The sequence below is a fragment of the Halomarina pelagica genome (assembly GCF_024228315.1).
Classification (GTDB): Archaea; Halobacteriota; Halobacteria; order Halobacteriales; family Haloarculaceae; genus Halomarina; species Halomarina pelagica.
The window spans coordinates 1,232,435-1,256,841 of record NZ_CP100454.1 but is presented as its reverse complement, the minus strand read 5'-3'; the positions used below and the strand labels follow the sequence as shown (position 1 = coordinate 1,256,841).

At 70.5% G+C, this 24,407-nt stretch carries 24 protein-coding genes and 2 pseudogenes; 13 read left to right on the top strand and 13 right to left on the bottom strand.

What is annotated here, in order from left to right; all coding sequences use genetic code 11:
• Positions 1–60: 60 nt before the first annotated feature.
• Positions 61–651: an NUDIX hydrolase gene (locus NKI68_RS06600; RefSeq protein WP_254545915.1), complete on the bottom strand. Its 591-nt coding sequence runs from the start codon at positions 649–651 to the stop codon at positions 61–63.
• 52 nt (positions 652–703) lie between these two features.
• A complete protein-coding gene (locus NKI68_RS06595) occupies positions 704–1,648 on the bottom strand; it encodes a diacylglycerol/lipid kinase family protein (protein ID WP_254545914.1) in 945 nt (314 codons plus the stop codon).
• 53 nt (positions 1,649–1,701) lie between these two features.
• Here NKI68_RS06595 and NKI68_RS06590 point away from each other — a divergent pair, with 53 nt between their 5' ends.
• Positions 1,702–2,421 (top strand): PHP-associated domain-containing protein, encoded by a 720-nt coding sequence (locus tag NKI68_RS06590; RefSeq protein WP_254545913.1) that lies wholly within the window; start codon positions 1,702–1,704, stop codon positions 2,419–2,421.
• Positions 2,422–2,479: 58 nt separating this feature from the next.
• Here the strand turns inward: NKI68_RS06590 and NKI68_RS06585 are convergent, their stop codons facing one another.
• Both NKI68_RS06585 and NKI68_RS06580 read right to left on the bottom strand, forming a co-directional pair.
• A complete protein-coding gene (locus NKI68_RS06585) occupies positions 2,480–3,445 on the bottom strand; it encodes a diacylglycerol/lipid kinase family protein (RefSeq protein WP_254545912.1) in 966 nt (321 codons plus the stop codon).
• A 97-nt stretch (positions 3,446–3,542) separates the two neighbouring features.
• Positions 3,543–3,956 (bottom strand): Lrp/AsnC family transcriptional regulator, encoded by a 414-nt coding sequence (locus NKI68_RS06580; RefSeq protein ID WP_254546493.1) that lies wholly within the window; start codon positions 3,954–3,956, stop codon positions 3,543–3,545.
• Between the two features lie 89 nt (positions 3,957–4,045).
• Between NKI68_RS06580 and carA the strand changes: the two genes are divergently transcribed.
• Positions 4,046–5,122, top strand: a complete 1,077-nt coding sequence (gene carA, locus NKI68_RS06575; RefSeq protein ID WP_254545911.1) for a glutamine-hydrolyzing carbamoyl-phosphate synthase small subunit — start codon at positions 4,046–4,048, stop codon at positions 5,120–5,122.
• 76 nt (positions 5,123–5,198) lie between these two features.
• On the opposite strand, the gene NKI68_RS06570 is transcribed toward carA, so the two are convergent.
• The 3 genes from NKI68_RS06570 to NKI68_RS06560 form a co-directional block, all read right to left on the bottom strand.
• Entirely contained in the window at positions 5,199–6,281 is a 1,083-nt protein-coding gene (locus tag NKI68_RS06570; protein WP_254545910.1) for a carbon-nitrogen hydrolase family protein, read from the bottom strand.
• 122 nt (positions 6,282–6,403) lie between these two features.
• The gene (locus NKI68_RS06565) at positions 6,404–7,120 is read right to left on the bottom strand and encodes an SDR family oxidoreductase (RefSeq protein ID WP_254545909.1); all 717 of its coding nucleotides are present in this window, start codon (positions 7,118–7,120) and stop codon (positions 6,404–6,406) included.
• Between the two features lie 42 nt (positions 7,121–7,162).
• Complete coding sequence (locus tag NKI68_RS06560; protein ID WP_254545908.1) at positions 7,163–7,711, bottom strand: HD domain-containing protein; 549 nt, start codon at positions 7,709–7,711, stop codon at positions 7,163–7,165.
• A 159-nt stretch (positions 7,712–7,870) separates the two neighbouring features.
• Between NKI68_RS06560 and NKI68_RS06555 the strand changes: the two genes are divergently transcribed.
• Positions 7,871–9,034: an endonuclease/exonuclease/phosphatase family protein gene (locus NKI68_RS06555; RefSeq protein WP_254545907.1), complete on the top strand. Its 1,164-nt coding sequence runs from the start codon at positions 7,871–7,873 to the stop codon at positions 9,032–9,034.
• A gap of 124 nt (positions 9,035–9,158) precedes the next feature.
• Here the strand turns inward: NKI68_RS06555 and NKI68_RS06550 are convergent, their stop codons facing one another.
• Positions 9,159–9,776 (bottom strand): DUF8173 domain-containing protein, encoded by a 618-nt coding sequence (locus NKI68_RS06550; RefSeq protein WP_254545906.1) that lies wholly within the window; start codon positions 9,774–9,776, stop codon positions 9,159–9,161.
• A gap of 101 nt (positions 9,777–9,877) precedes the next feature.
• Between NKI68_RS06550 and NKI68_RS06545 the strand changes: the two genes are divergently transcribed.
• Positions 9,878–11,344 carry an MDR family MFS transporter gene (locus NKI68_RS06545; protein WP_254545905.1) on the top strand — a complete coding sequence of 489 codons (1,467 nt, stop codon included), beginning with the start codon at positions 9,878–9,880 and terminating at the stop codon, positions 11,342–11,344.
• 1,010 nt (positions 11,345–12,354) lie between these two features.
• On the opposite strand, the gene NKI68_RS06540 is transcribed toward NKI68_RS06545, so the two are convergent.
• A complete protein-coding gene (locus NKI68_RS06540; RefSeq protein WP_254545904.1) occupies positions 12,355–12,642 on the bottom strand; it encodes a PadR family transcriptional regulator in 288 nt (95 codons plus the stop codon).
• 475 nt (positions 12,643–13,117) lie between these two features.
• Positions 13,118–13,360, bottom strand: a complete 243-nt coding sequence (locus NKI68_RS06535; RefSeq protein ID WP_254545903.1) for a HalOD1 output domain-containing protein — start codon at positions 13,358–13,360, stop codon at positions 13,118–13,120.
• Positions 13,361–13,759: 399 nt separating this feature from the next.
• On the opposite strand from NKI68_RS06535, the gene NKI68_RS06530 reads away from it, so the two are divergent.
• Positions 13,760–13,897, top strand: coding sequence for a hypothetical protein (locus tag NKI68_RS06530; protein ID WP_254545902.1), 138 nt, complete (start codon positions 13,760–13,762; stop codon positions 13,895–13,897).
• Positions 13,898–13,933: 36 nt separating this feature from the next.
• Here the strand turns inward: NKI68_RS06530 and NKI68_RS06525 are convergent, their stop codons facing one another.
• Complete coding sequence (locus NKI68_RS06525; RefSeq protein ID WP_254546492.1) at positions 13,934–15,631, bottom strand: L-lactate permease; 1,698 nt, start codon at positions 15,629–15,631, stop codon at positions 13,934–13,936.
• Between the two features lie 477 nt (positions 15,632–16,108).
• Here NKI68_RS06525 and NKI68_RS06520 point away from each other — a divergent pair, with 477 nt between their 5' ends.
• From NKI68_RS06520 to NKI68_RS06495, 6 genes are all read left to right on the top strand, one after another.
• On the top strand, positions 16,109–16,678 hold the full coding sequence (locus NKI68_RS06520; RefSeq protein WP_254545901.1) for an ArsR family transcriptional regulator: 570 nt from the start codon (positions 16,109–16,111) through the stop codon (positions 16,676–16,678).
• A gap of 190 nt (positions 16,679–16,868) precedes the next feature.
• Positions 16,869–18,713, top strand: a complete 1,845-nt coding sequence (locus tag NKI68_RS06515; protein WP_254545900.1) for an Nramp family divalent metal transporter — start codon at positions 16,869–16,871, stop codon at positions 18,711–18,713.
• A gap of 376 nt (positions 18,714–19,089) precedes the next feature.
• A complete protein-coding gene (locus NKI68_RS06510; protein WP_254545899.1) occupies positions 19,090–19,773 on the top strand; it encodes a hypothetical protein in 684 nt (227 codons plus the stop codon).
• Between the two features lie 79 nt (positions 19,774–19,852).
• Positions 19,853–20,374, top strand: a complete 522-nt coding sequence (locus tag NKI68_RS06505; RefSeq protein WP_254545898.1) for a hypothetical protein — start codon at positions 19,853–19,855, stop codon at positions 20,372–20,374.
• Between the two features lie 109 nt (positions 20,375–20,483).
• The gene (locus tag NKI68_RS06500; protein ID WP_254545897.1) at positions 20,484–20,822 is read left to right on the top strand and encodes a DUF7471 family protein; all 339 of its coding nucleotides are present in this window, start codon (positions 20,484–20,486) and stop codon (positions 20,820–20,822) included.
• Positions 20,819–21,328, top strand: coding sequence for a winged helix-turn-helix transcriptional regulator (locus NKI68_RS06495; RefSeq protein WP_254545896.1), 510 nt, complete (start codon positions 20,819–20,821; stop codon positions 21,326–21,328). The genes NKI68_RS06500 and NKI68_RS06495 overlap by 4 nt, the downstream gene beginning before the upstream one ends.
• Before the next feature lie 37 nt (positions 21,329–21,365).
• On the opposite strand, the pseudogene NKI68_RS06490 reads toward NKI68_RS06495, so the two are convergent.
• Positions 21,366–21,794 (bottom strand): annotated as a pseudogene (locus NKI68_RS06490) (universal stress protein); the annotation flags it as partial.
• Here NKI68_RS06490 and NKI68_RS23920 point away from each other — a divergent pair.
• Positions 21,760–21,840 (top strand): annotated as a pseudogene (locus NKI68_RS23920) (hypothetical protein); the annotation flags it as partial. The pseudogenes NKI68_RS06490 and NKI68_RS23920 overlap by 35 nt on opposite strands.
• 42 nt (positions 21,841–21,882) lie before the next feature.
• Here the strand turns inward: NKI68_RS23920 and NKI68_RS06485 are convergent.
• Entirely contained in the window at positions 21,883–23,151 is a 1,269-nt protein-coding gene (locus NKI68_RS06485) for an inorganic phosphate transporter (RefSeq protein ID WP_254545894.1), read from the bottom strand.
• A gap of 254 nt (positions 23,152–23,405) precedes the next feature.
• Between NKI68_RS06485 and NKI68_RS06480 the strand changes: the two genes are divergently transcribed.
• Positions 23,406–24,338, top strand: a complete 933-nt coding sequence (locus NKI68_RS06480) for a methionyl-tRNA formyltransferase (protein WP_254545893.1) — start codon at positions 23,406–23,408, stop codon at positions 24,336–24,338.
• Positions 24,339–24,407 lie beyond the last annotated feature (69 nt).

Genomic DNA, 24,407 nt, shown 5'->3' with positions numbered 1-24,407 from the left:
TCGCGATGGTATCTCACGGCCCCGTGAGTGTCGTCCGATGCGCACCTCGGCGACGGCGGGTCACTCGAAGTCGCGACGGATGGCGATCTCGAACCACGGGCAGAGGCGAAGCTGCCGGTAGAGCTTGGGGTGCTCGTAGAGGTGGCGGTAGTCGGCCCAGAGCAGTCCGCCGACCTCGGCGGGGTCGGGGTCGAGCGAGATGTCGTCGAGGGTGAGCTTCAGCACCGCACAGACCTCGTGCTCGACGCCCTCGTTGAGGTAGTAGCGCTTGTACTCGAACTTGTCCGTCACGCGGAGGTCGTCGTACTGGTCGGGCGTGATCCCGAGTTCCTCCTCGAGCCGCTGGCGAGTGGCCTCCTCCTGGCTCTGTCCCTGCTCTGGGTGGGACGCGACGGTCCCGTCCCAGTGGGTGTCCCAGAGGCGCTTGTCGGCGGCGCGCTGGGCGAGCAGGATGCGCCCCTCGTCGTCGAACACGAGGGCGGTGAACGCGCGGTGGCGGATGCCGTCGCCGGTGTGGGCGTCGAGGCGGTTTACGACCCCCTGCTCGTTGTCGTCCGCGTCCACCGCGACGACGTCCTGTCGGGCGTTCTGGTGCTCGTGGTCGGCGGCTCCCTCCGACCGCTCCTGCGTACGTGCGTCGTCCACGCTCATACCTGCCTCTCGGTGAGGCGTCTTAAGGACTCTTCGAGTCGCGCGGCCGGCGTCAGCCGGGGGCCGGATCGTAGGCGTCGCCGACGGGGAGGCGGAGCGTCCCCGGCCGGGACTCGACGTGCAGGTGGCGCACGGAGGCGAGTTCCCCGTCGAGGCTGAAGGTGACCGGGTCGCCCTCGTGGACGGTCACGTCGAGTTCGGTCGTCTGTAGCCGCGCGATGTTCCGCGTCTCGCGTCCGAACAGCCGATGGACGGCGGCCTCGCTCGCGAGGTCCACCGTCGGGTAGTCCTCGACGATCGTCACGTCGAGCCGGCCGTCCTCCATGTTCGCCTGCTCGTCGCCCCCGCCGGGGAACCGACGCCCGTTCCCGATGAGCACGCAGAGGGCGTCCCCGTGCCACCCCTCGCCCCCCTCGACCGGCGTGACGTCGAGCGCGATCCCCTCGAACGAGGCGATCTCGCGGAGCGTGTTGAGGACGTACGCGAGGACGCCGAAGCGCTCCTTCTGCTCCGACGAGGTGCTCGCGCTCGCGTTCGCCGTCAGCCCGCCGACGCAGGAGTTGAGAAACGGGAGCGGCTCGCCCCCGTCGACGGCGACGAGGCCGAGGTCGACGGTGCGCCAGTCGCCCGACTCGACGACCTCGAACGCGTGTTCGATCCCCTCGATCCCGACGTTCCCCGCGAAGTTGTTCCCCGTCCCGCCCGGGACGACGGCGAACGCGGTCCCCGGGAGCGCGTCCGCGTTCCACAGCCCCCGGACGACCTCGTTCAGCGTCCCGTCGCCCCCGCAGGCGGCGACGAGGTCGGCCCCCTCCCTCGCGGCCTCCCGCGCCAGCTCGATGCCGTCGCCCGAGCGCTCCGTCTCGCGAACGGCGAACCCGTGGTCCGCGGCCAGCTCGCGAACGCGCGGCGCGTGCTCGCCGTCCCCGCTGACGGGGTTGAGGATCAGGACGCGCCCGTCGGATCTGCCCCCCGGCGCGCGCCCGTCGTTTGTCATGGGACGGCGTTCTCGGCGGAACCACAAAGAGGTACGCGCTCGTAGCGCCGGTCGTGTTCGCGCTGGATCTCCACACGCACACCCGGTTCTTCCACGGGTTTACCGCCCGCTCTACGCCCTTCGACCCCGTCGGCTCGCGGGCGCTCGGCGTCGTCGCCCAGTTGCGTGATCTCGACGGCGTCGCGCTCACCAACCACGACTACTACGAACCGCTCTCCACCGATCCCGTGGTCCGCGTCCCCGGCATCGAGGTGACGACGACCCGCGGACACGTCCTCGTGGTCGGCCCGGATCCGCCGCGGTTCACCCGCCCGGAGCGCCTCACCCCCGAGGAGACGGTCGCGCTCGCCCACGACCGCGACTGTGCGGCGATCATCGCTCACCCCTACCGCAACAGCACCGTCCGCGAGGTCGATGCCCCGTTCGACGCCATCGAGGTCAACGGCAAACACCCCCGGACCGAGCGCTGGGTGCGCCAGCTCGCGGACGACCACGGCCTCCCGCTGGTCGGCGGCAGCGACGCCCACTACCCCGTCGAGGTGGGACGCGCGTACACGCGCGTCGACGCCGAGGAACTCACCCCGGAGAACGTCGTCGCCGCCATCCGCGAGGGGCGGGTCGAACCCCGCGTCGGCACCCACCTCACCGACCGCCTCGTCCGGCGGTTCTACCGGCGCGTCCACGAGCAGAAGCGCCACCTCCAGACGCCGGCGTGGCTCGACGAGGCCCCGACTCCCGGCGTCGGACGCCCGCCCGGCGAGGACGACGACTGATCGACGGGCCGCCCGATCTCCCGACTCCCGCCGCCGTCTCGGCGGCGGGTCGCCCGTCTCACGCGGGCGGGTCCGGCACGTAGCTCGCCCCGACGCGGGCGCGAAGCGTCCGCGGGAGCGTCCCCGCGTCGAGGCGCTCTGCGCTGACCATCTCGCCGTCGAGGCTGAAGCGGATCGGCTCGCCCTCCGTCGTCACGGTCACGGACGGGAGCGACCGTAGCTCGATGTTGACCGTCTCCCCCCGGAACAGTCGCCGGATCAGTTCGTCCCCGGCGAGTTCGAGCGCGGACGCGTCGCTCACGAGCGCGACCTCCAGGAGACCGTCCTCGACGTTCGCCTGCGTCAGCCGGACGCTCCCGCCGCGGGGGAATCCGCGAGCGTTCCCGAGGAAGACGCAGAGCGCGTCCCCGCGCCACGGATCGTCGTCCGCCGGCCCCTCGACTCGCAGGGGGAGGGACTCGTAGGTCGGCACCGCACCGAGCGTGGTGGCGAGGTAGGCGAACGCCCCGTAGCGTCGCTTCAACTCCGCCGAGGTTCGCTCGCTCGCGTCGGCGGTCAGCCCCGCGACGCAGGAGTTGAGAAACAGTCGCTCGTCGGTCGTTCCGTCGGCGTCGGTGAGGACGACGCGCCCGACGTCGATGCGGCGCTCCTCGCCCGTCTCGAGCACGTCGAACGCCTGCTCGACGCTCCCGACGCCGACGTTCCCCGCGAAGTTGTTCCCCGTCCCGCTCGGGACGACGCCGAAGGCGACGTCGTCGAACGCGTCGGCGTCGGCGATGCCGTTCACGACGCCGCTCGCCGTTCCGTCGCCCCCGCATGCGACGACGAGCGACGCCCCGGACTCGGCGGCCCCCCGCGCGGCCTCGACCACCGCCGCGCCCTCGGCCTCGCGGACGGCGAACCCGCGATCTGCGGCCAACGCCCCGATCGCGTCGGTGCCGCGTCCGCCGCCGCTCTTCGGATTGAGGACGAGGACGCGATCCCCCTCGTCTCCTCGCCCGCCACTCCCCGTCGCCCGAGCCATCTCACCGAAGCGTTGGCCGCCGGCGGAGATATACTGTGGGCTGTCCCCGTCCGACCGCCGGACGTACGACGCGCGTCGGGGGTCCGTCTCCCGGTGGCTACCCGAGCCGCTCGTCGAGGATCAGGCGCGTCTTCGTGCTCACGACCTCGTCCTGCTCGCGCGCGCGGGTGATCAGGTCGTTGATGCCCCGGGTGTCGGCCGCGTCGACGATGAGCACGAGGTCCTCCTCGCCGGAGACCTGCCAGACGAAGTCGACGTCGTGCCACTCGGCCATCCGCTCGGAGACCTCGCTCGTGTCGACGCTCACGTCGACGCCGACCTCGATCATCGCCTTCACGTTCCCGGTGCGCGTGGCGACGGTGAACCGTTCGATGACGCCGTCCTTGACGAGGCGATCGACGCGGTTCCTGACCGTGCCCTCGCTCGTCCCCACCTCGGCGGCGATCTCCGTGTAGGGCGTCCGCGCGTCGCGTCGGAGGATGTCGAGGATGTCCCGGTCGAGGTTGTCCATCGAGGTGCGTCGGTACACACCTCTCGTACTTGACGATTACGAATTTCGTAACGCTGCTTCGAACACAACGATTATAGGGGTCTGTTTCTATGTTCTTCGTAACGATGGACGCCTACGTGGCACTGGAGGGCGGGCGCGTGGTCGAAGCGCGCGCTCGCGCTCCCGGTCAGACGCGTGGAGAACTGGTGTTCACGACCGCCTACACGGGCTACGAGGAGAGCCTCACCGACCCCTCCTACGAGGAGCAGGTCCTCACGTTCTCGTATCCCCTGATCGGTAACTACGGCGTCCGATCCGAGCGGTTCGAATCCGACCGCGTCCACCCCCGCGCCGTCGTCGCGCGCGAACTGACCGACGACGTCGCCGCGTGGCTCGAACGCGAGGGCGTCCCCGCCGTGGACAGCCTCGACACGCGCGACCTCGTCACCCGCATCCGCGAGGAGGGGGCGATGAAGTGCGGCATCGTCGCGGGCGAGGACGTCACCCCGGAGGACGCGCTCGACCAGCTCTCGCGGTGCAAGGGAATGAGCGAACACACCGAGATCGGCGAGCAGGTCACGGTCCGCGAGCCGACGACGTACAACCCCGACGGCTCCGGCCCGGACGTCGCCCTGATCGACTGCGGGGCGAAGGGATCGATCGTCTCCTCGCTCGTCGAGCGCGGCGCGACGGTCCACCGCCTGCCCTACGACGCGACGTCCGAGGAAGTCGAGGCGCTCGCGCCCGACGTGCTGTTCATCTCGAACGGTCCCGGCGACCCGGCGAACTTCGGGGCGACCCAGGACCTCGTCCGGGACCTCGCCGGCGAAATCCCGATGGCCGGCATCTGCCTCGGCCAGCAGGTCATCGCGGACGCGCTCGGCGGAGAGACGGAGAAGATGGCCTTCGGCCACCGCGGCGTCAACCAGCCCGTGCGCGACCTGCGCACCGGGCGGGTGGTGATGACGACGCAGAACCACGGCTACACCGTCGCCGACCCCGGCCCGCTCGACGTGACGCAGGTGAACGTCAACGACGACACCCCCGAGGGCCTGGAGAGCGACGACCTGCGCGTCATCACGCGCCAGTACCACCCCGAGGCCAACCCCGGCCCGCACGACACCCTCGGCTTCTTCGACGACGTGCTGGCGATGACGGGATCACGGACGCAGGTCGCGGCGGACTGAGCGCCGAACCGTCCCGTTCGTCTACGTTCCCATCGCTCTCTCCCCGTTCTCCCCTCCAACGAGTCTTCAGGGAGCTTCAGGGAGCTAGCTCTTCGGCCACCGCCTCGACGGCCTCGACCGGCACCCCGTACTCCGCGGCGAGTTCCTCGGCGCGGGCGGGCGACAGCGACGGTCGACGCGCCTCCGGTCGCTCGCGCACCGGCGAGAGCGCCCCGTCGCTCACGTCGAGGCGCACCGCGTCCCAGCGGGTGTAGTGGCCCATCGCGTCGAAGTACGCCTTCGTGGCGCGGCGCTCGTCGCGGGAGAACTCGGCGGTCAGCAGCGCCTCCTCGCCCACCGCGGGGCCGGCCTTCACGATCCCGGCCGGGTTGACGAGCATGCTCCCGCCCGCGGCGACGTTGAACCCCAGCTCGTCGGCGTACTCGCCGGCCACGTCGTCGCTCACGTACGCGGAGCAGGCGGCGACGAACGACTGCGTCTCGAAGGCGTACTCGCGCATCGCGGGGTAGACGTCGCAGGTGTCGCGCGCGCCGGCGTCCGCCGCGCGGCTCTTGTCCCCGGGGTGGCCGTGTTGCTCCCAGAAGCCCGGCCAGACGGCGGCGTGGATCTCCTCGCCGTGGGCCGTCAGCGCCGCCTTCGACAGCGTCATGTGGTTCTCGTAGCACACCAGGCCGCCGAGGCGACCGAGGTCGGTCTCGTAGGTGCGGAGGTGCGCCGGGTCGCCGCGGCCCCAGATGGCCCGCTCCTGGTGGGTCGGCATGAGCTTGCGGTGGCGGCCGAGCAACTCTCCGGTTCGATCGAAGTAAAAGATGGAGTTGTAGAGCGTCTCGCTGCCGGGGCGGTCGCTCAGCTCGTTGGTCCCGAGGGCGACGTACAGGTCCGCCTCGGCGACCGCGTCGCCGAGGACCGCCGTCGCCTCGTCCTCCACGTGGAGGCTGTTCTTCTGGAGTTCGACCATCAGCTCCGTCCACCGCGGGATCGAGACGCTGCCGCGCCAGTAGGGGTACCCCGGGAAGTACGTCTCGGGGAAGACGACGAGGTCCGCGCCCGCGTCGCCCGCCCGCTCGATCCAGCGACACGTCTTGTCGAGGGTGCCCTCCTTGTCGTGGTACTCGGGTTCGACCTGCGCCGCGGCCAGTACGAACGATTCGGCGACCATGACCGTGCTGTGGTGGCACCCAACATAAGCGTTCGTCGCCGGTCGATACCGACCGGCGTCGGCGCTCGTCGGCACTCGCCGGGGACCGCGCGCCGCTACCGCCCTCGGACCGACGCCGGGCGCTACCGCTCGACGACCGGTTCGGGGTGCCGCCAGTCGACGTCCACGACGCCCGTCGCGCTCCCACGGCGGCCCTCCCGGCTCACCACCTCGAACGTGCGGTTCTCGCTCTCGGGGGTGAACAGCGCCGCGACGAGCAGGCGCGCCACGTCGGCGCGCGGGATCGACCCCGAGACGGTGTCCCCGCCCTCCCCGACGAGCACGTCGCCGGTGGCGGGGTCGTTCGTCAGGCCGCCGGGGCGGACGATCGTGTAGTCGAGCCCCGACCGGCGGAGGTGCTCCTCGCCCGCCTCCTTCGCGTCGAGGATGCCGAAGAGGTCGAGCAGCGCACGGAACGGCTTCGGCATGCCCTCCTTCGAGTCGCCGACCCCGATGGAGGAGACGAGAACGAACCGATCGACGCCCTCGTCCGCGGCGGCGTCGACGAGGTTGACGACCCCCTCGCGGTCGACGAGCGGGCCGCGGAGGAGGTTCGCCCCCGGCGTCGAGCCGACCGCACAGATCACGGCGTCTGCGCCCTCGACCGCCTCGCGGGCGGCCGAGATGCTGAGGAGGTCCCCGACGACGACCTCGTCCGCGCCTTGGAGTTCAAGCGTCTCGACCTTCCCCGGCGAACTGGTGAGCGCCCGGACGCGGATCCCCGCGTCGAGGAGCACGTCGAGCACGTCGCGGCCGGTCCGGCCGCTCGCCCCGGCGACCAGTACTGTCATTTCGTTCATACGTCGACGGAGGGCCCCCGGCTCCTTCGGCCTTTCGCGCGGTCAGGCGTCCCGGAGGTCGTCCACCGCGCGGAGGCGGAGCGCGCTCGCCGCCACCTCGTCGGCCCGGCGGACGGTCTCGGCTTCGAGCGTCGCCGGCTCGACCGCCGTCCGGCGGGTGTGCGAGAGGACGACGTGCGCCACCTCGACCGGCAGGCCGGCGCGGTCGACCACCGCCGCGCCGTAGTGGGGGTGGCCGAGCAGCCGACCGACGGCGGTCTCGTCCATGCCGTCGAACTCGTACAGCTTCGACACGTCGTGGACCAGCGCCCCCGCGAGCACCAGGTCGATCGAGGGGTCGTGTCCGCGCTCGACCAGCGTCTCGGCCAGCGCGACGGCGGCGGCGGTCACGTCGCGGACGTGCTCGACGAGCGTCGCGTCGGGGAGGTCGAGCCGCCGCTGGGCGGGCGGGAACCAGGGGACCGCCGCGAGGTCGTCGATCCCGTTGTCGTCGATGGCGATCGTCCACGCCTCGCGGACGCCCGCTCGGAGGTCGGCGTCCTCGATGGCGGCGAGTTCGGGGAACGCGCGGTCGAGGTCTACGTGGCTCATACCACCGCCTCGCACCCCCGGACCGAAGCGGCTTCGGAATCCCGCGGCGCGCGCTGATTCGACGGTGATTCCCCGTCGCCTGTCCCCCTATCGATATATTTTCGCATACTTCACGATATGTGATAATTCTTAATACGGACGAGTGAAATCTCCGATCGAATGTCTATCCGATTCACGCGACGGGGATTCCTGGCCACGGCCGGCGCGTCGCTCGCGTCGGTCACGGGGGCGGCGAGCGCGACGCCCGATCCCGTTCGATTCGCGACGTACAACATCAGGGACCTCACGACCGAGCAGGTCCAGACGCCCGGCGACCCGCAGGCGGAGGCGGCCGCGCGGGTGATCCAGGAGGCTCGGCCGGACGTGCTGGCGCTCAACGAGGTCGTCAACAACCGGCAGGAGGGCGTCCGCACCGACCGCACGAACGCCCGCGCGTTCGTCGAGAACTACCTCTCGGTTCCGCAGCGCGACTTCCTCCGGGGGATCGACTACGAGCACGTCTACGTCCCGAAGAGCAACACGGGCGTCCACAGCGGGATGGACCTCGATAACAACGGTGTCGTCGACGACACGCCGGGCGATCGGACGTACGGCAACGACGCCTTCGGATACGGCGAGTACCCCGGCCAGTACGCGCTGGCGCTCGTCAGTCGGTACCCGCTCGACGAGGCGGCCGTGCGGTCGTTCCGGACGTTCGTCTGGGAGGACATGCCCGGGAACCTGATCGTCCGGGACGACGACTACGACGTCTACCTGACCGAGGAGGAGGCCGAGCGGTTCCGGCTGTCCTCGAAGACGCACGTCGACGTGCCAATCGAGGTGGGCGACCGCACCGTCCACGCGCTGCTCGCCCACCCCACGCCGTCGGGATTCGATGGGCCGGAGAACTTCAACGGCCGGCGCTGTCACGACGAGGTGCGCCTGTTCGCCGACTACGTCGCCGGGGCCGACTACCTCTACGACGACGACGGCGTCAGCGGCGGGCTCGACCCGGACGCCTCCTACGCGCTCCTGGGCGACATGAACGCCTACCCCGGTCAGGCGGACAACTTCGACGCCGCCACGAAGTTCCTCCTCGATACCCCCGACTTCGACGCGCGACCCCTGCCGACCAGCCCCGGCGGCGCGCGTCGGGGGAACCCGCGTGCGACGTTCGACTCGACCATCACCATCGACTACGTGCTCCCCTCGCCCGACCTCGACCGCCGGGGGACGGGGGTCGTCTGGCCGGCGAGGTCGTCGTCACGCCGCGGACTCGGTGCCGACGCGGAGGCGGCCTCGGACCACCGGCTCGTCTGGGCGGACCTCGTCCCCGGTCGCTAGGGGCGCGAGTAGTCGTCGTGCCAGGGGCGAACGCGCTCGAACGCGCCGTCCGCGGGTCTGCTCCGGGATGGGAGTCGCTTCCGGCGAGAACGCCTGTCGGGTCGCTCGGCGGTCAGAACGTGGGTCAACGTCGTCCTCGTCGCCGACCCCCTCTCCGCCGCCACCAGCGGGCGACGACGGTTCCGGTGCCGAGCGACCCGAGGAGGAAGTCGATCGCGCCGCCGAGCACGGGGATCGCGCCCGCGGCCGCGACGAGGACGCTCCCGACGACGAGGCTCGCCATCAGTCGCGGCTCGCCGCCGCGTTCCAGCAGGAGCCGCCCGACGAGGACGCTCGCGAGGACGAGACCGACGAGGCTGACGACGGCGAACGCGATCGCGAGCGGGAGCAGGACCACGATACCGACGACGGTGACGGCGAGGAGGACGGAGACGGCGACGAAGCCGACGAAGAGCGCGATACCCACGAGCGCGCCCGCCACCGGTTCGCGTCGCATCTCGTCTGTCACCGCCAGGGTGTACCGCTCGGCCGCCGAGACGAGCAGTCCGCCGACGACGAGCTGGACGGCGAGGCCGACGACCATCCCCAGCACCGTCCCGTAGACCGCGAGCGCGGCGTCGATCGGCGGGATGCCGGGGGGCAGCGGCTGTGCGGCGGCGGTACCGGAGGCCAGCGGCGTGAGCGCGCCCGTCGCGGCGATCGTGAGGAGCATCGCCCGACGGGGGGACGGTCGCGCGGTCATGGCGCGACGTGGGCGGTTCGTGGCAAGTACTTTCGGTTCGCGAACACGTCCGAGCGGCGGTCGTCGGTCGGAGTTTTACCCCCGGAGGCCGTCGCCCCGGCATGGACGCTCCGACGTCTGATCGCCGCCTCGTGACGCTCGGCGTCATGCTGGGCATCTTCCTCGCGGGTATCGACGGCACCGTCGTGAGCACCGTGATGCCCACCGTCGTCGCCGACCTGGGCGGCCTGCGCCTCTACTCGTGGGTCTTCGCGGCGTACATGCTGTTCGCCGCCATCTCGATGCCGCTGTTCGGCCGGCTGTCCGACATCTACGGCCGGAAGCGGCTGTTCTACGTCGGCGTCGCCGTCTTCGTCCTCGGGAGCGCGCTCGCGGGGCTCTCCCGAACCATGCCTCAGCTCATCGCCTTCCGCGCGGTGCAGGGCGTCGGCGCGGGCGCGATGTTCGCCATCCCCTACACCATCCTCGGGGTCATCCACCCGCCCGAACAGCGCGGCAGGGCCATCGGCTACGGGAGCGCGGTCTGGGGCATATCGAGCGTCGTCGGCCCGCTGCTCGGCTACCTGATCGTGACGACGCTCGGCTGGCGCTGGGTGTTCTACCTCAGCGTTCCCGTCGGGATCGGCGCGGTGGCGCTCATCGCCCGGTCGCTGGAGGAGACGACCGGCGCGGCAGACCCGCACGTCGATTACGCGGGCGCGCTCGCCCTCTCGGTCGGCGTCGGCGCGCTCCTCCTCGCGCTCCAGCTCTTCGAGACGGTGGGGACGGCGGCGGCGGGCGCGCTGGCGGTCGTCGGCGTCGCCGCCCTGGTCGCGTTCGTCCGCGTCGAGCGGTCGGCGCGCGTGCCGATCCTCCCGCTCTCGCTGTTCGACGACCGCGTGTTCGTGGTGACCAACGCCGTCGGCTTCCTCTCGAGCTTCGTCATCTTCGGCGCGATCACCTACGTCCCGCTGTTCGTGCAGGCGCTGCGCGGCGGGGCGGGCGCGGCCGCCCTCGCCGTCTTCCCGATCTCCATCGGGTGGTCCGGGACGAGCTTCGTCTCGGGCCGCCTCGTCAACCGGTTCGGCGAGCGCGCGCTCATCGCGACCGGTACGGTACTCATGACCCTCGGCTTCGGCGCGGCGACGCTGTGGACCGTCGGGACGCCGCTCTCGGTCATCGTCGCGAACGTGTTCGTGATGGGGGTCGGCATGGGGGCGCTCACGCCGCCGCTGTTGACGGCCATCCAGAACCACCTCGGAACCGAACGCATGGGTCTCGCGACCTCCTCCCAGCAGTTCTTCCGCAACCTCGGCGGGACGGTCGGCGTCGCCGTCCTCGGGGTCGCGCTCAACGTCGTCCTCCGGGAGCGGTTCGCGTCGCTCCCCCGGGTGTCGAACGTCGGCGACCTCCAGCGACTCCTGCTCGCCTCCGGCAGCCCGCCGGACGGCCTCGCGGCCGCGATGACGGAGGGACTGACGGCCGTCTTCGCCGCCTCGGTCGTCGTGTGTCTCCTCGCCGTCGGACTGGTCGTCTACCTGCCGCGGCTGCGCGGGGGGACGACGGCCGCGCTCGGCGTGGACGACTGATCGCGGCGGAGGCGGCGGAGCGGGACGCGTAAGCGCGTGGAAGCGAGGCCGGGGTGCTGGCCGTGGCGTGGACGAACTGGCACGCCCGGACGCCTCCACGGCGACGACTGCCAGCACCACAGTTGAATGCGTCGATGTCCGACGGAAGCGAGCGCCTGCACGGTGCGATCGGTTTTCCGGCCGCCGTCCTTCGAGCGAAGCGCGCGGACGCGGTCGCTCGAACCGCCCCGGCTTCGCCCTCACCGCCAGATATAAATTTACTCGGATCCGAGTAACGATTGTGAACCGAACTGAACACATCCGGCTGTTCCTCGACGACGCCCGACGCAACATCGGCGGCTGGCTCAAGGGCCAGTAGGCAGAGAGGCGAGCGTCGACCTCGCGGGGAAACCGGGGCGACGCTTCTCCGAACCGTCGAACCGGGCGAGCACCGCACGCACACGATCAACCTTCTCTCGGACCGAATCGACGAACAGGCGCTCCTCCGGCCGGTTGCCGTCGACGACCGCTGGCCAGCGGAACGCCGGCCGAGTCCGTTGGTCAAACGCCGGTTTGACCCTCCGTAGAGTTTATCATCTGACACTCTAGAGGGACGGATGCCCGGTGGCGGACCATGGAACCCGTCCCCCTACCGGGCGTACCACGGCGACGGTACGCTTCTCTCTCGACCGCTCGGGGCGAGACGGTCTCAGCGCCTCGCCGGTCGTCTCGTCTTCGTCGGTCTCTGACTCACGCCCGTCGCGACGGGCGTGAGTCCGGCGACCCAATCGGCGAGCGCGCGGACAGTGGCCCATCGCTCAGGAATCGGGGAGAGCGACGTCGAACGACGTCGCGTTGACGGGGCCGTTCGAGTCCAGCGGGTCGGATTCGATGGGCAGCCCGGACGACGCAGACGTCTCTCGTGGCCGCTTCCCGGTCCGCGCGGCGGTCGCGACGGCGGCGGCCGTCACCGGATCGAAGCGGCGCTCGTCGAACGACCTCCGGCCGACGCGCCGTCCGATCGCCGCCGGTTACCGTTCGTCCGGGAGATAGGAGTTCTCCCACTGCCGACGGGAGTCGAGAGCGTCACGTCCCTTATCCGAGAGCGTGTAGTAGTTCGTTCGGCGGTCGATCTGGCCCTTCTCGACGTAGTCGTTGTTTACGAGCGTGTCGAGGTTCGGGTAGAGACGACCGTGCGTGACTTCGTTGCCGGTGTCGGCTTCGATTCGTTCTTTGATCTGCTGGCCGGACGGGCGGCCCTCACCTGCGATGACGTAGAGCAGGTCCCGCTGGAAGCCCGTCAACTCGAAGAGCGTCATTGGCGACTGACCGTTCTTCTGGTAGTACCATTGTTAGTCGGCCCCTCCCGAGCGCCCTGTCGCCGTTTTCTGCGGCTTACGCTCGAGGAGTTGCCGCTAAGGGCAGCGAAACGAACCGTCGCGCTCGACTCGGACGAATATTCTTGCTTTAACTACTGCAACGATCGGAGATAACCGGACGGGCGAGGCCGTCGAGACGATCGGGCGTCGAACGAGGAGAGCGGTGAGACGGACCGCGAGAGGGAGTTATTCGGTGAGTTACGCTACCGTATGGTACCATTTACACGAAACGAAACTATTCATGGGATCAATAATGTAATGTAGCAGTCACTATCGCGCGTGATTCTGCCGTCCGTTCCCGCCGGACGACTCGTTGCCCCGAACTGAGGAACACGCCTTCATACCGTCTGACACGTTCGGATAGACGGTCGCCTGTGCTCACGGTGCCGCCGCTCGGGCCAGTGGCCCCGCACAGTCAGCAGTCGGACAGCGACGGCTCGCGTTCGCCGCGTTCGGGGATCCGTGCGGTGGCCGAGACGATCCCGTCGACGATCCGAACGTCGCACCCGGCGTGGGTGAACTCGATGAAGACCCCGTCCCGAGCGAGCGAGTCGATCGCGTCCGGATCGATCGACTCGTAGAGCGGTGGAAGACGGAGGGGATCGATCGCCAGTTCGGCCGAGATCGCTTCGACGACATCGGTGCTCACGTCGGACATATGCCCCAACCGGAAAGACACTGTAATAAGTTTGTTGCTGTCGTGACATTCTGTGTTGTAGTATTATGATCAGTTCGTACTACTCCGTCCCGAGTGAACGAAACCGGCGTCGACCTGCCCGACGGTCCTCCCGCCCCGGTCACCCGGTGGGCCTCGCGCGCCGCCTCGGTACACGTTAACGCTCTCATAACCGTCCGTTCACCGACGATAGCGGGCGGCACGGGTCGGAAAACGCTATCCTGGTCCGCCTCCGCCCGAGGGGTCCGTTCGAGGGTCGTACGCTCGCGCCCATCCGAGCGCGGCTGGCGACGATACGGATAACCGAGACGTAACAAAGGGGACCGACGGCCAACCGGTGATCGCTAGCGATCCGGCGGCTGGCACCACGAGAACGAAACAATGAGCACCGAACAACGCGACGCCGACGGTCCGGACATCGAGTTCCTCCAGCTATCCGACTACCGCATCAAGTTGACGACGGGCGATCAGGGGTGGGTCGTCTCGGACAAGTGGTACGACCTCGACGCGATGCGTTGACGGACGGATCCCGTCGGGGGGTCGAACCGACGCCGATCAGAACGTCCCCGGGAAGAGGACGTAGACGAACAGCAGCGTCAACAGGCCCGTCGTCACCCCGTAGTAGGCGAGCGGGATGAGTTCGTAGCGGATGACGCGTCCTTCCTCACCGACCAGGCCGACCACGGCGAGCGCGGCGACGACGTTGTGCACGGCGATGAGGTTCCCGATGGCACCGCCGACCGCCTGCGCCGCGACGACGATCGTCCGCGAGACGCCGAGGCTCTGGGCGACGTTGTACTGGAACGTCCCGAACAGGATGTCGCTGACCGTGTTCGAGCCGGCGAGGAACGCCCCGAACGCGCCCACGAAGGGGGCGAACAGCGGGTAGATGCCGCCCGCGGCGTTCGCGGTGGTGTTCGAGAGCACCCGGAGCATGCTCTCCGTGCTCGCCGCCTCGCCGGACTGGATCATGATCTGGACCGTCGCCACCGCGAACAGCAGGGCGAGGACGGCCGGCGCGACCTTCTCCCCCGTCTCGACCCACGCGTCCCCGACCTCCCGGCCGCTCATCCCGTGGAGCGGGATCGTCACGAGGTGGACGAACACGAACACCGCGCCCGGGAGATAGAGCAGCGCGAAGTCGTTGGCGAGCCCCGTCCCGAGGATGTCCTCCCAGCCGAGGACGAGCGTGCTCGTCAGGAACGCCGTCACCGGGGGGACGACGCGCGTGATCACCAGGAGGAGGGCGAGCAGCGCGTAGGGCGTCCACGCCTTCCAGAGCGGCATCGACCCCGACTGTCGGGGCGAGCCGGTGACGAACCCGCCGTCCGCGGCGATCGCGCCGTCGCGGTCGCCGGTCTCGCCGGGTTCGATGTCGCCCACCCAGTGGTCGGGCCAGGCGCTCTGAGGGGCGAAGTCCCACTCCTCGTCGGGGTGGAAGAACCCCGCCTTGAGCGCGCCGACGGTGACGGCCATGCCGACCATCGCGCCGATGAGGCCGGGGAAGACCGGACCGATGAGGTACGCCGTGAGCCAGTAGGGGACGGCGAACGACGCCCACGCGAACAGCGCGAGCGGGAGCACCTCGAGGGCGGGCCGGATCGAGCGCTCCTCGCCGAAGAAGCGCGTCATCATCGCCACGCCGATGAACGGGAGGAAGACCCCCACGACGACGTGGAACGTGGCCGCCCACGTGCCGATCTCGGCGATCCACGGCTCGACCCCCATCCCCGGGGGCGTCTCGACGCCCGCCGTCTCGAAGACGTCCTGGAGGCCGATGATGAGCGGCGTGCCGACCGCCCCGAACGTGATCGCCATCAGGTTCCCCGTGAGCGCGACGACGACCGCCGCGAGCGGCGGGAAGCCGAGCCCGACGAGCAGGGGACCGACGACCGCCGCGGGCGTACCGAACCCGGCGGCGGCCTCGATGAACGATCCCATCAGGAAGACGAGCAGCACGACCTGCACGCGGCGATCCTCGCTGATGGAGGTGAACCCGGCGTTGATCGCGTCGAACGCCCCGGTCTGTTTCAGCGTGTACAGCAGGAGGATCGCCCCGAAGACGATCCAGAGGATGTTCGCCGCGGTGATGAAGCCGTTTATCGTCGCGGCGGCGATCCACGTCGGCGTCATCTCCCAGCCGACGAAGCCGACGACCACCGCGACGAACCACGCGACGGGCATCGCCCGCGTGGCGGGCCAGTACCGACCGACCATCAGATACGCGATGACGGCGAGCGGCAGGACCGCCATCGCGATTTCGACCGCGCTAGCCACCGAACTCCACCTCGAAACCGACCGTCGCACAGCCACGGTTCTCGATCACGACTGGCATGAATCTGGCATCGAATCTGTACGGTTTTATACTTACCGATTGTCGTCGTCAGTTCGATAGGTTTGTCGGGAAAACGGCGTACTGCGTCGTCGATCCGTCGCGACGCGGATGGGCGGTCCGACGGGCCGACGTTCCGTTGTGGAGCCCCGGATCCCAGGGGCGGTTCACAGGAGCCGGCGGGGGAGCACGATTCGTTCCGCCGACGATCGGAACGTCTGCCGTTACCTGTACACACGAATGTGGCCGCTTCGTCCGCCGATTTCTTCGAAAGCCCTCCGCCTCTCGTCTCCCTCGTCGACGGATACGCACGCGCCCGCTCGCACCCTCTGCAGTCGTGTGCACCGGGATACAGTCGTGTGCAAAGGCTTATGCAGTCGTGTGTAGTGGGATGTGGCATGGCGAGTCGACCGTCGGACGAGCGGGAGAGAAACGAGTCCGGCCAGTACGCAGACCGGATCCCCGCTCGGGCCGCCCTGGAGGTCTTCGAGGGGCGCGACGATCTCGCGCGCCCCCTGACCGCGACGGATGTCATGGAGGCGCTCGACTGTTCGCGCCGGACGGCGCACAACAAACTCAACGACCTAGTCGAGCGCGACCTCCTGGCGACGCGGAAGATCGGCGCGCGGGGGCGCGTGTGGTGGATCCCGATGGAGCGCTCCGGCGACGCGACCGGGGAGTCGCGCGCCGCGGGCGCGCCGCGGGAGGTCACCAGCGAGGTCGACCTCCCCGGCACCGGCGAGACCCTCGCCGACCGGCGCAGAGCCCTCCGAACCGCCTACGAGTACCTGAGAGAACACCCGAGCGCGAAGAAGTCGGACTTCCTCCGCGACGTGTTCCCCGAGAACCCCGCCGGGTACGAGACGGCGGAGGGGTGGTGGAACGCGATCCAGCCCGCCCTCAAGGACCTCCCCGGCGTCGACCCGCCGAAGGAACGGGGGCACATCTGGCACTTCCTGGGCGGCTAGCCCCGGTTAGGTAGATATAACCGCACCGCCTCCGCGACGGTACGTAACGCGCGGATCCACGCGCACGATAGCCGATGTGTGTGAGTACCTCCCGTCGACGCTCCCCCCGACGGCGCATCGGTCGCGTCGCCCTCGTCCGCCGCGCCGCTCGAGGTCGGTCGGCGGCGCGCTCGAACGCCGAGGTCGATAGATGACCTCGAACCCACCGAACCGATCGACCGAGGAGAGCGAGGAGAGCGAGGAGAGCGACGCGGGCGACAGGAGCGACGCGGACGATGCCGACGGGACGACCCCGGACGGGACCGACCGTAGCGACGGGGGTGGCGGGATCGCGGCGTCGGACGTCTACGCCTCCGACGCCGGATCGGAGTACCGCGGTTCGGTGTACGTTCCCGTCGCCTACGACAACCTGGAGACCGCCCCCGACGGCGACGAGTACCCGGATCGGGGGACCGGCGGCCGCTTTCGCCTCCTCGACCTCCCGAAGGTCCCCGAGGTGAGTCACGTCGTCGGGCCGAGCGCCATCATGCTCGGCGCGTCGCTCGGCAGCGGCGAGACGCTGTTCTGGCCGCTGCTCGTCGCCCAGCACGGGTGGGCGCTCTACTGGGCGTTCTTCGTCGGCGTGCTGACCCAGTTCGTCGTCAACACCGAGATCCAGCGCTGGACGCTCGCGACGGGCGAGAGTATCTTCCGCGCGTACGACCGCGTCCACCCGTACTGGCCGTGGTTCTTCCTCGTCGCCGGGTTCGTCAGCCTCGGCTGGCCCGGGTGGGCCGCGAGCGCGGCGAAGATCGGTGCCGCCGGGCTCGCCCTCGGCCACTACCGGCTCCCCGGGGTCGGCGTCACCCTCGTCGGGTGGCGAACCCTCGGCGTCCTGCTTATGGCGTTCATCTGGCTGACGTACCAGCTCACGCCGCTCGTGTACAACGTCGTCGAGCGGTTCCAGATCGTCCTCGTCGCGCTCGCCATCGCGTTCGCGCTGCTGCTGTTCGTCGTGGTCGCCCCGACAGACGAACTCGCCGCGATCCCGACCGCCGCCGTCGGCGTCGGTACGCTCCCGCCGGATCGCGACATCGCGGTCTTCCTCGGCGGGCTCGCGTACGCGGGCGCGGGCGGGTACCTCAACCTCTCTCAGAGCCTCTGGGTTCGCGAGAAGGGGTACGGAATGGGTCGGTACCAGGGTCGCGTGAAGAACCCGCTCATCGGCGACGACCCCGAACCCGTCCAGCGCGACGGGTTCTTCTTCCGGCCGACGCGCACGAACGTCGCTCGCTGGCGCGAGTGGTGGCGCGTCGCCCGGCTCGAACACCTCCTGACGTTCGTGCTCGGGTTGCTCGTCGGCGCGACGGCGCTCATGGCCGTCGCGCGCGCGTTCGCGGCGGGGACGGACGCGAGCGGCGTCGACATGTGGCTCCTCCAGATCGCCCCCGCCGTGGGCGGCCTCGGGCGGGCGCTCATCTACGTCGTGCTCTTCCTCGCGCTCTTCACCACGGAGTTCGCCATCGTCGAGTCCTTCGTCCGGAACAGCGCCGACATCGTCTACGAGAGCTACGGCCGGACCGCCGGCTGGAGCCTCCCGCGGATCTTCTGGGTCCTGCTGACCGTCTTCGCGGGCTGGGGCGTCCTCATCCTCGTCCTGCCGGTCCCCGTCGAGGACCCGTTCAGCCTCCTCGTCGTCGGCGGGGCCATGTCGGGGCTGATGATGTGGCCGTACATCGTCCTGACGCAGGTGATCAACGTGACGCGCCTCCCCGAACCCGTCCGGCCGGGCTGGCCGCGCGTCGTCGCCATGTGGTGGGCGGCGGCCTTCTTCGGCTACTTCTCGGTCCTGCTGGTCGATCGGACTATCGCGGCGACCTTCGACACCGTCGCGTTCCACGCGAGCGTCACCGTCGTCGGCAGCGCACCCGGCGGGTACCTCCTCTGGCTCGCGTTCTCCCTCGTGCAGGGGTACACGGTGGTTCGCACCGCGGGACACAAGCTCCGGTCGCAGGGAACCGTCGACGGCGCGGCGGCGCGCGGACGCTCCCGGTGATCGGCGCTCGCGCTCCGCGGCCGGTCCGACCCGGCAGCCGATTCGACGAGCGCCCCGCCGGGTCGGCGCGTTCTCCCGGCCCAAGACGCCGGATCCGTAACGCTTATCATTAGATACTCCTCGGTGGAGAACGTCCGGTGGAGAGGAGACCATGGGTAACGGTTCGCACGCCGGACGATTCGATTTCGTGTGCAGTCGCCCCGCCCCGCGCGGTACCCTCGGAACGTAGCCGCACGCTCTCGATCCGCGGCTCGGCCGCGCGGGACCGGCCCCCGGGACCGCGGGGCGGCCTTTCGATCAGTAACGACTCGCTCGACCGTCGAGCGCCGCCGGTCCTTCGGTAGGTTGAAACGCCGACCCACGGAGAGGAACACGCATGTCCGTCGCCACGTCGATCGGGGCCGCGCTCGCCGCGGGGAGCGTCCTCGGCGTCCGTCACGCGCTCGAAACCGACCACCTCGCCGCCGTCGCGACGCTCGTCCGCGACGAGGGCACCGAACGGACCCCGGGCGCGGTCGGCGTCTCGTGGGGCGTCGGCCACGCCCTGCCGATCCTCGCCGTCGGGCTGGCGTTCGCCTGGCTCGGCCTCCGGGTGCCCCACGCCGTCGCCGGCGTCTTCGAGGTCGTCGTCGGCGTCGTCCTGGTCGCCCTCGGCGGGCGGATGCTCCTCGGCGCGCTCGGCGTGCTCGACGCTTACCGGCACTCCCACGGGTTGCGCGCGGTCCACGCCCACCTCCGGGTCGGGGGCGCGTCGTTCGGGCTGTCCCACCGCCACCTCCACGGCGACTCGTTCCTCGTCGGCGTCCTCCACGGACTGGCCGGGAGCGGCGCGCTCGTGATCGTCCTCGCGTCGACCGCGCCGACGGTCGAAACGGCGCTCGCCTTCCTCCTCGCGTTCTCGGCGCTCTCCGTCCTCACGATGGGCGTCGTCTCCGTCCTCTGGGACCGGACGCTCGACACGGCGTTCGCCTCCGTCCTCCGCCTCGCGGCCGGCGCGCTCGGCGTCGGCGTCGGCTTCCTGCTGCTCTCCGAGCAGGTCGCCGCCCTCGGTCCGTTCTGAGCGCGCCGTACCGGTGGCCGCCGCCGTTCGACGATCGGACCAGAACGCCCATCGTCGAGCCGTCGGCACTACCGAGCACATGTCCGAGCCCGAAAGGCGCGAATCACGTGCGGAGCTGACCCGACGGCGACTGCTCGGCGTCGGGGCCGGGGCGCTCGCCGCGACGGCCGCGGTTCCGGCGCTGAGCGGGGTCGCCGCCGCCCACTTCCCGGACCGACTCGCTATCGACGTTCGCCCGGGGAGCGACCGGAACGTCGTCCCCGCGCGCGGACGCGGCCTCGTCCCGGTCGCCGTCCGTCGCACGACGTTCGAGCGGGACGGTGAGCGCGTCGTCTTCGACCCGACGACGCGCCCCGAGCACTACCGGTTCGGCGCGCCCGACGTCCTCGCGGACGGCGGCGGCGCGCGCCCGGTCCGGGCGGGCCGCCCCGTCGACCTCGACGGCGACGGTCGCGAGAGCCTCCTCCTGTTCTTCCGCGCGGACGAGGCCGGGTTCGACGCGGCCGACGACGCGGCCGAACTCCGCTGGACGGAGCGCGCGGGCGGCGAACACGGCTACTCGGGCACGGACGAGGTGACCGTCGTCGGTTGCCGCCGATAGGCCGTCGGCCGCGGTCGACGGGTCGCGACCGGACCGCCGGCGGTCGGCCCGATCGCGGCCGCCCCGGCGAACCGACGCGCATGTACGGTTCGAGCGTCGAGGTGCACCGATGAGATCGCAGGTGTGGATGCACGCCGATCCGTCGGCGGACGCGGCCCTCGCCTTCGCGGCGGTGCTCACGCTCGCGGCCCTCGGTTCGGCGGCGCTGCTCGGCCTCGGCGTCGCGGCGTTCCGCAGGCGGCAGTCGCGGTCGTACCTGCTCGTCGCCCTCGCGCTCGCCGCGCTGCTCGCGCGGTCGGTCGTCGCGGGGCTCTCGATCACCGGCCACGTCTCGACGACGGACCACCACCTCGTCGAGCACGCGCTCGACGCGCTGATGGTCGCCCTCGTCGTCGGCGCGGTCTACTACGCGCGGACGGTCGCTCGACAGTTCGATCACGATCCATGACACGCCAGCGAACCCGTATCCGGGACCACGTGCGGACCAACCCGGGCGTCCACTTCAACGCCGTCGTCCGGAACCTCGACCTCGCGCCGGGACAGGTCCAGTACCACCTCAGACGGTTGCTCGGTCAGGGGGCGGTCGTCGAGGCGCGCCTCTACGGTCAGACGCACTACTACCCGCCGGCGTACGGGCCGTGGGAGCGCGGCGCGCTCGCCCTCCTGCGCCGCGAGACGGCCCGGGACGTCGTCGTCTTCCTGCTCGAGGCCGGTCCCGCGTCGCCCGACGCGGTCGCGGACGCGGTCGACATCGCCCGGAGTACGCTGGAGTGGCACCTCGACCGTCTCACGGAGCGCGAAATCGTAGACAAGGTCCGGGACGGCCGTCGGGTCACGCTCGTCGTCGCCCGGCCGGAGGCGACGGCGCGCCTGCTCACCGACCTGTCCCCGTCGCTCCCCGAGCGGATGGTCAGCCGGTTCGCGCGACTCGTGGACTCCCTCCTCGAGGAGTAGCGCTCGCCGACGCGGACGACGGTCACCGGACGGACGGTCACCGGACGACGGTCACGGGGACGGGCGACCGACGGACGACCGTCTCCGCGACGCTACCGAGCAACAGCTTCGAGAGGTCGCGCTTGCCCCGGCTCGCGAGTACGACGTGATCCACGTCGGCCTCGTCGACGTATCTCAGTATCCCCCGGGTCGGCTGGCCGAACCTGACGACGCTCCCGACCGCGTCCGGGTCGTCGGCCCGCTCGCGGAGTTCCTCGTGCATCCCCTTCGCGTCGTCGCGCACGTTCTCGTACCACTCCTGGGAGAAGGCGGGCATCCCCGCCTTCCCGAGCGGCGACTGGTAGCCGGGCTTGATCGGGTCGACGTCGAACGGGTTGATCACCGTGATGAGGGTGAGTTCGTCGTGCGGGAGGGTCAGCGCGTACTCGAACGCGCGCTCGGCCTCCGGCGACCCGTCGGTCGGAACGAGGATGTGCTCACCCATGACCGACGTCACGGCTTCGCCGCGCTAAACGTTTTATCACGCAGTCGGGACGATCCCCCGACGCCGGGGGTCACGCCCCCGTCCGCAGCACGAACTCGAACAGGAGGTAGGAGCCGACCGCGGAGAGGGTCGGCGAGAGGATCCAGAGCACGACGATGCGGGCCGTCGCGGCCGGGTCGAACAGGTCCTCGCCGGCGAGTTCGCCGGCGTCCTCCTCGCCGATCGGGGGGACGCTCGACGGGGCCTCCTCGCGCTCGATTGGCGGTTCGGGGTCCGCCTCGCCGGTGGCGATGTCGCCGACGGTGGGTCCAGGCGGCACCTCCCCCTCGGCGTCGGCAACGAGCGCGCCCGCCGAGAGGTCGGGGCCGTCCCCGCCCTGCACCGCGCTGGTCGCGACCTCGGCAACCGTCACGGCCCGACTCGCGCGCCCCCAGCCGAGTCCGATGATGCACGAGGTGGTGCTGACGGCGAGGCTCGCCGGGATGCCCAGCCGCGAGAGCACCGTGATGATGGTCGCGCCGATGACCGAGACGACGAGCGCCGCCAGGATCGGCAGGTCGGTGATCCCCTCCCCGATCGTCGCGAGCGTCCGGCGGGCGATGGTGAACGCGCCGAGTCCGATGGCGGCGATCGCGAGGACGATCCCCTCGTCGATCGTGATGGCCCCGTTGCCCACGAGCGGCGCGACGGCGTTCGCCACGTTCGACGCCCCCGCCGAGAACGCCATGTAGCAGGAGATGGCGAGGACGAGCGCCGCGCCGACGACGTTACGCCCGGTCACGTCCTCGCCGAGCGCCGGGCGGGGCACGGTCCCCGATCGGTCGAGCCTGAGCAGGCCGCTCTCGATGCGGCCGAACGAGAAGCGAGCGTCGAGGTGCGGGTAGAGGTACCGTCCGACGATCACGCCGAGCCAGAAGGCCGTGAGGGGGGCGACGATCCACGCCGAGACGATGACGAACATCTCGGCTTCGTCGAGCGTGTCGGTCGCGACCCCGAGACCGACGATCGCGCCGACGGCGGTCATCGACGTCGAGGCGGGGACGCCGAACAGGTTCGAGATCAGCAGCGCGAACCCGGCGAAGAACAGCACGGCGATGCTCGCTTCGAGGGTGAACTGGCTCGCCGGCACGATCCCCTCGCTCATCGTCTCGACGACGTTCCGGCCGACGGTCCAGCCCCCCCAGAACGCGAAGCCGGTGAACAGGGCCGCCGCGCCGACCGTACCCACGATCCGACTTCCCACCGCCGGACCGAAGGCGACCCCCGTCGAGGAACCGCCGATGTTGTATCCGACGAACGCGGCCACGAACAGTCCGACGATCAGTAGTCCGACCACCATCTCTCTCTGAGTCTCCGCTGGGATTTGCGTCCGCAGGCACATCCCGTTTCGCTCACGACGGACGGACACTACCGTCCGGCGATCCGAGCGGCGTGAGAGACCACCGACCCTCGCACGCGGAGCGTCCGCTCGGTTCCGGTGCGGGTGAAAACCCGTCGCTAACTATGGTACCGCCTCCCTAACGGGGAACGGATGACCGCGATCACCGTCCGGGCGGGCCCGGTCGAGATCGAACCGCAGTCACCGTCCCGAGCATGCGCGTAGTCTTCCTCACGAACGACGAGGTCGGCCTCGCCTGCCTCGACGAACTGATCGACCTCGGGGCGGACGTTCGAGGGGTGTTCACCCGGCCGTCCGCCGACGCCGCGGTCGACCTCCCGTCGTTCGCCGACCGCCACGACGTCCCGCTCTACGAGGTGAGCGTCGACGCGCCGGAACCGAGGTCGCGCATCGACGGGTGCGACCCCGAGTTGCTGTTCGCCGTGGGGTGGTCGCGCCTGGTCGACGAGACGATACTCGAACTGGCGTCCGTCGCCGCGCTCGGTGTGCACCCGGCCCCGCTCCCGCGCGGTCGGGGTCACGACCCCGTCGCGTGGAGTCTCATCAAGGGGCTGGAGGAGACGGCGCTCTCGCTGTTCCACCTCGCGGAGGACCCCACCGCGGGCGACCTCGTCGGCCAGCGGTCCATCGAGATCGAACCGACGGACGACGCGGCCGCGCTCCGCGAGAAGGTCGTCGAGGCCGCCCGGGCGTCGATCCGGGCGCACTACCCGGCCTTCGAACGCGGCGAGGTGCCGCGAACGCCGCAGGACGAGGACGAGGCGACCTGGTGGCCGAAGCGCGACCCGCGACACGGACTCGTCGACTGGACCCGCTCGCCGGGCGAGGTCCACGACTGGATCCGGGGGCTGAGTCGCCCCCACGCCGGCGCGTTCTCGTACCTGCACGGCCGGCGGGTGACGCTCTGGGCGGCGGACCCCCCGTCCGACGAGCGGGTGTTCTGCGCGCCCGGCGAGTTGCTCTACCGGGACGGCGGGGCACTCGGCGTCGGCGCGTGGGAGGGCGTCGTCGAACTCGCGCGCGTGCAGGTCGACGGCGAGGACGAACGCCCCGCCGCGACGCTGCTCGACCGCGAGGGCGTCTCCTTCGGGGACCGCTTCGAGGCCGCGCGCGACCGACTCCCGTAGGTCGCCCCTTCCGCCGCCACCGCGACCACCGCCACCGCACTCGTGGCCACCGCAATCCCTATCACCGCG

Bases quoted from the DNA above. Each gene is read 5' to 3' on its own strand.
- NKI68_RS06600 (WP_254545915.1), bottom strand. From the start codon at position 651: ATGAGCGTGGACGACGCACGTACGCAGGAGCGGTCGGAGGGAGCCGCC.
- NKI68_RS06595 (WP_254545914.1), bottom strand. From the start codon at position 1,648: ATGACAAACGACGGGCGCGCGCCGGGGGGCAGATCCGACGGGCGCGTC.
- NKI68_RS06585 (WP_254545912.1), bottom strand. From the start codon at position 3,445: ATGGCTCGGGCGACGGGGAGTGGCGGGCGAGGAGACGAGGGGGATCGC.
- NKI68_RS06580 (WP_254546493.1), bottom strand. From the start codon at position 3,956: ATGGACAACCTCGACCGGGACATCCTCGACATCCTCCGACGCGACGCG.
- carA (WP_254545911.1), top strand. From the start codon at position 4,046: ATGTTCTTCGTAACGATGGACGCCTACGTGGCACTGGAGGGCGGGCGC.
- NKI68_RS06570 (WP_254545910.1), bottom strand. From the start codon at position 6,281: ATGGTCGCCGAATCGTTCGTACTGGCCGCGGCGCAGGTCGAACCCGAG.
- NKI68_RS06565 (WP_254545909.1), bottom strand. From the start codon at position 7,120: ATGAACGAAATGACAGTACTGGTCGCCGGGGCGAGCGGCCGGACCGGC.
- NKI68_RS06560 (WP_254545908.1), bottom strand. From the start codon at position 7,711: ATGAGCCACGTAGACCTCGACCGCGCGTTCCCCGAACTCGCCGCCATC.
- NKI68_RS06555 (WP_254545907.1), top strand. From the start codon at position 7,871: ATGTCTATCCGATTCACGCGACGGGGATTCCTGGCCACGGCCGGCGCG.
- NKI68_RS06550 (WP_254545906.1), bottom strand. From the start codon at position 9,776: ATGACCGCGCGACCGTCCCCCCGTCGGGCGATGCTCCTCACGATCGCC.
- NKI68_RS06545 (WP_254545905.1), top strand. From the start codon at position 9,878: ATGGACGCTCCGACGTCTGATCGCCGCCTCGTGACGCTCGGCGTCATG.
- NKI68_RS06540 (WP_254545904.1), bottom strand. From the start codon at position 12,642: ATGACGCTCTTCGAGTTGACGGGCTTCCAGCGGGACCTGCTCTACGTC.
- NKI68_RS06535 (WP_254545903.1), bottom strand. From the start codon at position 13,360: ATGTCCGACGTGAGCACCGATGTCGTCGAAGCGATCTCGGCCGAACTG.
- NKI68_RS06530 (WP_254545902.1), top strand. From the start codon at position 13,760: ATGAGCACCGAACAACGCGACGCCGACGGTCCGGACATCGAGTTCCTC.
- NKI68_RS06525 (WP_254546492.1), bottom strand. From the start codon at position 15,631: ATGGCGGTCCTGCCGCTCGCCGTCATCGCGTATCTGATGGTCGGTCGG.
- NKI68_RS06520 (WP_254545901.1), top strand. From the start codon at position 16,109: ATGGCGAGTCGACCGTCGGACGAGCGGGAGAGAAACGAGTCCGGCCAG.
- NKI68_RS06515 (WP_254545900.1), top strand. From the start codon at position 16,869: ATGACCTCGAACCCACCGAACCGATCGACCGAGGAGAGCGAGGAGAGC.
- NKI68_RS06510 (WP_254545899.1), top strand. From the start codon at position 19,090: ATGTCCGTCGCCACGTCGATCGGGGCCGCGCTCGCCGCGGGGAGCGTC.
- NKI68_RS06505 (WP_254545898.1), top strand. From the start codon at position 19,853: ATGTCCGAGCCCGAAAGGCGCGAATCACGTGCGGAGCTGACCCGACGG.
- NKI68_RS06500 (WP_254545897.1), top strand. From the start codon at position 20,484: ATGAGATCGCAGGTGTGGATGCACGCCGATCCGTCGGCGGACGCGGCC.
- NKI68_RS06495 (WP_254545896.1), top strand. From the start codon at position 20,819: ATGACACGCCAGCGAACCCGTATCCGGGACCACGTGCGGACCAACCCG.
- NKI68_RS06485 (WP_254545894.1), bottom strand. From the start codon at position 23,151: ATGGTGGTCGGACTACTGATCGTCGGACTGTTCGTGGCCGCGTTCGTC.
- NKI68_RS06480 (WP_254545893.1), top strand. From the start codon at position 23,406: ATGCGCGTAGTCTTCCTCACGAACGACGAGGTCGGCCTCGCCTGCCTC.